The sequence below is a fragment of the Synechococcus sp. R6-10 genome, assembly GCF_047461815.1.
In the GTDB taxonomy this organism is placed as follows: Bacteria; Cyanobacteriota; Cyanobacteriia; order Thermostichales; family Thermostichaceae; genus Thermostichus.
Genome location: NZ_JANSHW010000663.1, coordinates 1 through 2462, shown reverse-complemented (window position 1 = coordinate 2462; position 2462 = coordinate 1). Strand labels below are relative to the sequence as shown.

The window sequence follows — 2462 nt, the reverse complement described above, 5'->3', positions numbered from 1 at the left end:
CACCCCCACCGCCACCAGAAGGGCCAGGTCCACCACCCGCCCGCCCCAGTTCACCTTGAAGTAGGCCGCGTCCAGGTAGAGGTAGGGGTAGGCCAGCTCCAATCGCGCCAGCGGGACGGAGTCCTTAGGCCGGCCCCGCCAGGCGGAGAGCTCCTCCTCCAGGCGCTGGGCTACCCTGGAGACCGCGTCCTTACCGATCGCGCCAGCGGGACGGAGTCCTTTGCGCACCCGGGACACGCCCTCCGTGATGGCCGCTACCTTGCGGGTGGAGACCCCTTGGAGGTACATCCCCAGCACCGCCTCTTCTACCTCTCCGGTCATCCGCTTGTACCGCACCCTTGCCTCCTCCCGCCCCTTGGGGTAGGCTGGAGGCCTCAGTCGGCAGAACTGGGGCTCTCCGGGTCCTACCCGGGGGGCACGTCATTTTCATAGGAGGGATTTTACCGCAACCTCCACCTGCGCCCTGGGCCTCGAGGGGCGGTAAACTCAACCCCCAAAGGGGTGCCTGATGTGGTGGCCACGTTCACTCTGGACACACCCGGAGGGGGACATTCGGTTGTCCCCCGTGCCGGTAGAGGGGGGCGTGGAGTTGCGTTTTGGCCTGGCCCTGGATGCAGCCCGCGTGTCGGGCCACCCCCCTGAGTGGCTCCTGGCGGTGTACGGGGGTGGGGGGATTATCGTCCTTGTGCGCCGCCGGTACGACCGGGATAGCCGTCAGCACGTGTGGGAGGCGGTGGTGGGGGAGCACGCCACCTGACGGCTCAACCGCCCCCTCAGGACCCGGGCACCGCCGCCCTGGGCCTCGAACCCCCTGGACCATTCCCCTGGCCAATGCCCCTCCCCCCGAAGGGTTGATGGCCGCCTAATCCGGTACATCCCCGCCAGGGGCCTGGATCCCTCCGCTAGGGGCCTGGTGAGCGGTAAGCGCTTACCGCTTAAAGGGGGTGCTCCGGGGGGAGTTGGCCTGGGGGGATGACCTGGGGGGAGAGGGGTCTGGTTCCCCCCATTGTCTGGGCTGGCTCCGGGTAGTGAGGGGATCTAGAAAAGCCTTTGGTTGCAAGCGATGGATAGCAATAGGGCTGTCCTTATTGAGGTTCCCTTGGGCGCGGGCCTTGAGTTTGCCCACCGTTACACGCAGTCCCAGGCAGTCGTCCCCGCCTATAGAGGTTCCCTTGGGCGCGGGGCCTTCCTTACTCCCCCCGCCCACCGGCGGGGGGTTTCGGCGTTATGCTGGGAGGCCATGGAGGGCCAGGAAAAGCGCAAGCCGTCCCTAGCGGAGCTCTACCACGCCGTGGTGCGTGCCGTAGGCACCCTCCTACCCCCGGGGGAGGAGCGTAAGCGCCCCGCGGTCCGCCTGGAAGGAGGGGGCCTGGAGGGAGAAATGAGCCTCAAGCGCAAGCGCCTCTCCCCCGCCGCGGGGAAGAGCCTGAGGAAGACCCTGAGCCGGCACCCCGAGGGCACCGCCGTGGGCCTCACCCTCTGGCCCAGGACCCGGGAGGGGCGGCTGGACCTCGCGGCCTCCCAGGTGGGCCACCTCTACGTCCGCCCTAGGCCCGAGTTGGCGGGAACCTTCAGCGTCCTGGGCCTCCCCAAGAGCTGGGAGCCTGGTGAGGGGCGGCTGGTCCTGGAGGTGCGCCCCAACCGGGAGGGGATCCTCCCCAAGCCCTTCGCCCTAGAGCTCCTGGTACCCCCGGCCCTCCGCCCCAGCGTCCCCCCCGTGGGGGAAGAGGAGGCCCTAAGGGTCCAAGGCCGGGTGGTGGAGGGCCTCCTGGTGGTGGAGGAGGTGGAGAAGGTCCCCCCGCCCCCGGAGCGGGAGGGTGGGGCGGCGAAGGGGGACGACCCGCCCACAGGCCGCCGGCGGAGGGAGAAGGCAGGCCCCTCGGGCGGGGTGGGCTAGCGAGGGGGTGGGTTCCGTGGCAGGGGACCGGGACACCCTGGAGCTTTACCTGGAGGGCATACCCCTTCCCCCGGAGCGGCTGGAGGGGCTGGCCCGGGAGGTGGAAGGGGTCTTCCGCCGCTACCTGGAGGTGGAGCCGGTCCGCCTCCTCACCGGGGAGGACGAGCGGGGTCGGCGCTGGCTCCGGGTAGCGGCTGTCCTGAAGCCAAACGGGAGCTAAACTACCCCCGGCGGTTCATTTGGGGCTGGGGTCCCAAAGGGGAGGAGGCCTCCCGGACACCCCCTCCGCCGAAGGCGCAGGTCCCCCGTTTTGCGAAGGTGCGCTTTTGTGCAGGGGTGACGCTCCTACAACCAAAGGCCGCGTACCGGCCCAGTCCGCCGGCGCGCCCACTCCCGCCGGGCCCCGGGTAAGGGTGACCCGCCCCACGGGCGATGGGGCGGGGTAGGGGCGTGGGGATCTCCGGTTCAGGGGGAGGTGAGGATGGTGCTGTTCCACCCCACCGCCACGAAGAGGCCGTTCCCGTAGGCCACGCCGTTGAGCCAGTTGCTCGTCCCCGAGGTTCGC

Annotated in this window: 4 protein-coding genes; 3 read left to right on the top strand and 1 reads right to left on the bottom strand. The window is 69.9% G+C overall.

What is annotated here, in order from left to right:
• A partial coding sequence (locus tag NW837_RS15155) for a transposase (RefSeq protein WP_414332455.1) occupies nucleotides 1–336 on the bottom strand: 336 nt, incomplete at its 3' end.
• Nucleotides 337–556: 220 nt separating this feature from the next.
• On the opposite strand from NW837_RS15155, the gene NW837_RS15150 reads away from it, so the two are divergent.
• The 3 genes from NW837_RS15150 to NW837_RS15140 all read left to right on the top strand — a co-directional run bounded on the left by NW837_RS15150 (nucleotide 557) and on the right by NW837_RS15140 (nucleotide 2117).
• Nucleotides 557–757, top strand: coding sequence for a hypothetical protein (locus tag NW837_RS15150; RefSeq protein WP_414332453.1), 201 nt, complete (start codon nucleotides 557–559; stop codon nucleotides 755–757).
• A 483-nt stretch (nucleotides 758–1240) separates the two neighbouring features.
• Nucleotides 1241–1897, top strand: coding sequence for a hypothetical protein (locus NW837_RS15145; RefSeq protein WP_414332451.1), 657 nt, complete (start codon nucleotides 1241–1243; stop codon nucleotides 1895–1897).
• Between the two features lie 16 nt (nucleotides 1898–1913).
• Nucleotides 1914–2117, top strand: coding sequence for a hypothetical protein (locus NW837_RS15140; RefSeq protein ID WP_414332449.1), 204 nt, complete (start codon nucleotides 1914–1916; stop codon nucleotides 2115–2117).
• Nucleotides 2118–2462 lie beyond the last annotated feature (345 nt).

What these genes read in the sequence shown, in the direction of transcription:
- NW837_RS15145 (WP_414332451.1), top strand. Translation starts at nt 1,241, where the DNA reads ATGGAGGGCCAGGAAAAGCGCAAGCCGTCCCTAGCGGAGCTCTACCAC.